Source organism: Rhodovulum sp. (assembly GCF_011048875.1).
GTDB classification, from domain to species: domain Bacteria; phylum Pseudomonadota; class Alphaproteobacteria; order Rhodobacterales; family Rhodobacteraceae; genus Rhodovulum; species Rhodovulum tesquicola.
The window spans coordinates 1-2,817 of sequence record NZ_DSDD01000363.1 but is presented as its reverse complement, the minus strand read 5'-3'; the positions used below and the strand labels follow the sequence as shown (position 1 = coordinate 2,817).

Annotated in this window: 3 protein-coding genes and 1 tRNA gene; all 4 read left to right on the top strand. The window is 70.1% G+C overall.

Annotated elements, in window-relative coordinates; translation table 11 throughout:
- Positions 1-21: 21 nt before the first annotated feature.
- The 4 genes from ihfA to ENN83_RS12710 all read left to right on the top strand — a co-directional run bounded on the left by ihfA (position 22) and on the right by ENN83_RS12710 (position 2,778).
- Positions 22-333 (top strand): integration host factor subunit alpha, encoded by a 312-nt coding sequence (gene ihfA, locus ENN83_RS12725; protein WP_287187536.1) that lies wholly within the window; start codon positions 22-24, stop codon positions 331-333.
- Between the two features lie 13 nt (positions 334-346).
- The gene (locus ENN83_RS12720) at positions 347-1,459 is read left to right on the top strand and encodes a MerR family transcriptional regulator (protein WP_287187534.1); all 1,113 of its coding nucleotides are present in this window, start codon (positions 347-349) and stop codon (positions 1,457-1,459) included.
- Positions 1,460-1,531: 72 nt separating this feature from the next.
- Positions 1,532-1,608 (top strand) — tRNA-Pro (locus ENN83_RS12715).
- 84 nt (positions 1,609-1,692) lie between these two features.
- The gene (locus ENN83_RS12710) at positions 1,693-2,778 is read left to right on the top strand and encodes a 2'-deoxycytidine 5'-triphosphate deaminase (protein WP_287187532.1); all 1,086 of its coding nucleotides are present in this window, start codon (positions 1,693-1,695) and stop codon (positions 2,776-2,778) included.
- Positions 2,779-2,817 lie beyond the last annotated feature (39 nt).

Genomic DNA, 2,817 nt, shown 5'->3' with positions numbered 1-2,817 from the left:
TTTTTGATCAGAGGGGACGCCATGTCCGGCAAAACGCTGACACGAATGGATTTGACCGAAGCGGTGTTCCGCGAGGTGGGCCTGTCACGCAACGAATCCGCCGACCTGGTGGAGAGCGTCCTGCAGCACATGTCGGATTCGCTGGTGCGCGGCGAGACAGTCAAGATCTCGTCCTTCGGCACCTTCTCGGTGCGGGAAAAGGCGGCACGGGTCGGCCGCAATCCGAAGACCGGCGAAGAGGTGCCGATCCTGCCGCGACGGGTCCTGACCTTCCGTCCCTCGCATCTGATGAAGGACCGCGTGGCCGCCGGAAATTCCGAGCGGAAGGACTAAGGTTCCGTTCCAGATGGAAAAATCCCCCGAAGCCTTCCGCACGATCAGCGATGTGGCGGCGTGGCTGGACACGCCCGCGCATGTACTGCGGTTCTGGGAAAGCCGGTTTTCCCAGGTCAAGCCGGTCAAGCGCGCAGGCGGGCGGCGCTATTACCGGCCGGCCGACATGATGCTGCTGGGCGGGATCAAGAGGCTCCTGCACGAGGACGGGCTGACCATCCGCGGGGTGCAGAAGATCCTGCGCGAGGAAGGGGTGAAATTCGTCTCGGCCCTGTCGCCGCCGCTGGAGGAAGGGGCGCCCGGGCTGCTGATCGAGGGCCATGCCGAGCCGGTCGAGGCGGTCGAGGCGGTCGCCAAAGCGCCGCTGCCCGGGGACGACTCGCCCGCCGAGATGGCAGAGGCCGACGAGGCCCCGATGCAGGAGGATGCCGAATCCGAGGCCACCGAGATCCTGCCGCTGGCGTTCCGCCCCCGGCCCGAACCGGACGAGGCGATCCTGCCCGGGCTCGATCTTGCGGCCGGGGCGCGCCCCGCACCGGAGGCCGAGGCGGCGATCCCCAGCTTCCGCCGCCATCCCCGCCCGCCGGTCGGGGAAGAACCCGCCGCCACCCTGCCCTTCGAGGCCGCGCCGGAGACATCCGCGGAGGAGCCGGTCGCGGCCCTTGCGGAGGCCGACTTGCTGCTCGGCCCGGAGCCCGAGGTCGCGCAGGACCCGGTCGAGGCAGAGCCGGAACCGGAGCCTGAACCCGAAGCCCATGCCCCGGCGGCCGGTCCGGCCGAACCCGGGCCCGAGGCGGAGGCGCCGGAACAGGCCGGGCCCGACATCCTGTCCGAGGCCGCCCCGGAGCTGGAAGCGCAACCGGAGGCCGAACCGGAGCCGGAACCGTTGGCCGAACCGGTGGCCGAGCCCCCTGCCCCGGCGATTGCGCGGCCCCTCGGCACGGGAATCGCCCGCAGCGATCCGGCCGATGACGACCCGGCCTTTGCCCCGGTCGCGCCACCGCTGCGCACGCTGATCCGCAGCCCCGCGCTGCGTCAGGCGCTGGCTGCCGAACGGGACCGGGCCGGGCAAGCGCTGGCGCGGCTTCAGGCGCTTGTCGAGCGGATGGCGTCCGCCGGGCAATAGGCCGATCGCGGCGGCGGGCGGGGTTTTTGCCGCTTGCCCCCGCCGTCAGACATGCTAAGAACGCCTCCGTGTCGGGCTATGGCGCAGTCTGGTAGCGCGTCCGTCTGGGGGGCGGAAGGTCGCAGGTTCAAGTCCTGCTAGCCCGACCAAAATTACACCCGCCCGCGCGCCCTTCCGGGCCGCGGGCGGTGGTGTTTTCGGCAGCGGGACTTGCAACAGTCGGAGGCGATGCGATGACCGGACCCGGCGTGCTGCCCGCGCAGCAGATCCGCGCACTGATCGAGGCGGGCGCGATCGGCCTGAGCGCGCCCCTGGATGACGGGCAGGTGCAGCCCGCTTCGCTGGATCTGCGGCTGGGGGATGTCGCCTACCGGATGCGCGCCTCGTTCCTGGCGGGTGCGGGGGCGACGGTGGCCGAGCGTCTGGCCGATTTCGAGATGCACCGGATCGATCTCACGGGCGGGGCGGTGCTGGAAAAGGGCTGCGTCTATGTCGTGCCGCTGATGGAACGGCTGGCCCTGCCCGAGGGCGTCGCCGCGGTCGCCAATGCCAAGAGTTCGACCGGGCGGCTGGACCTTCTGACCCGTGCGATCACCGATGGCGGGGTGGAGTTCGACCGCATCCGGCCGGGGTATCACGGCCCGCTTTACGCCGAGATCTGCCCGCGCTCCTTCTCGGTGCTGGTGCGGCCCGGCCAGCGGCTGAACCAGATCCGGTTCCGTCGCGGGCAAGCGGTTCTGGACGATGCCGAACTGACGGCGCTGCATCGGGCGGTGGGGCTGGTCGCGGGCGGTCCGGCGGTGATTTCCGAGGGGCTGGGCTTTTCCGTCGATCTGAAGCCCGAAACCGGCGATCTGGTGGGCTATCGCGCCAAGCCGCATTCGGGGGTGATCGACCTTGACCGGATCGGCGGGCATGACCCGGCCGAGTTCTGGGAGGAAATCCGGACCGACAGGGGCCGGATCATCCTCGACCCTGGCGCCTTCTATATCCTGGTCAGCCGCGAATCGGTGCATATCCCGCCCGATTACGCCGCCGAAATGGCCCCCTATCTGGCCATGGTAGGCGAGTTCCGGGTGCATTACGCGGGCTTTTTCGATCCCGGCTTCGGCCATGAAGCGGCGGGCGGCACGGGGTCGCGCGGGGTGCTGGAAGTGCGCTGCCACGAGGCGCCTTTCGTGCTGGAACATGGGCAGGTCGTGGGGCGGCTGGTCTATGAACGCATGGCGGCAAGGCCCGAGACGCTGTATGGCGCGGGGATCGCGTCGAACTACCAGGGCCAGGGGCTGAAGCTGTCCAAGCATTTCCGCGCGCGCTGAGCGGTTCGCCCCCCCCCGCGCGCAGGAGCGGCTGCCGCC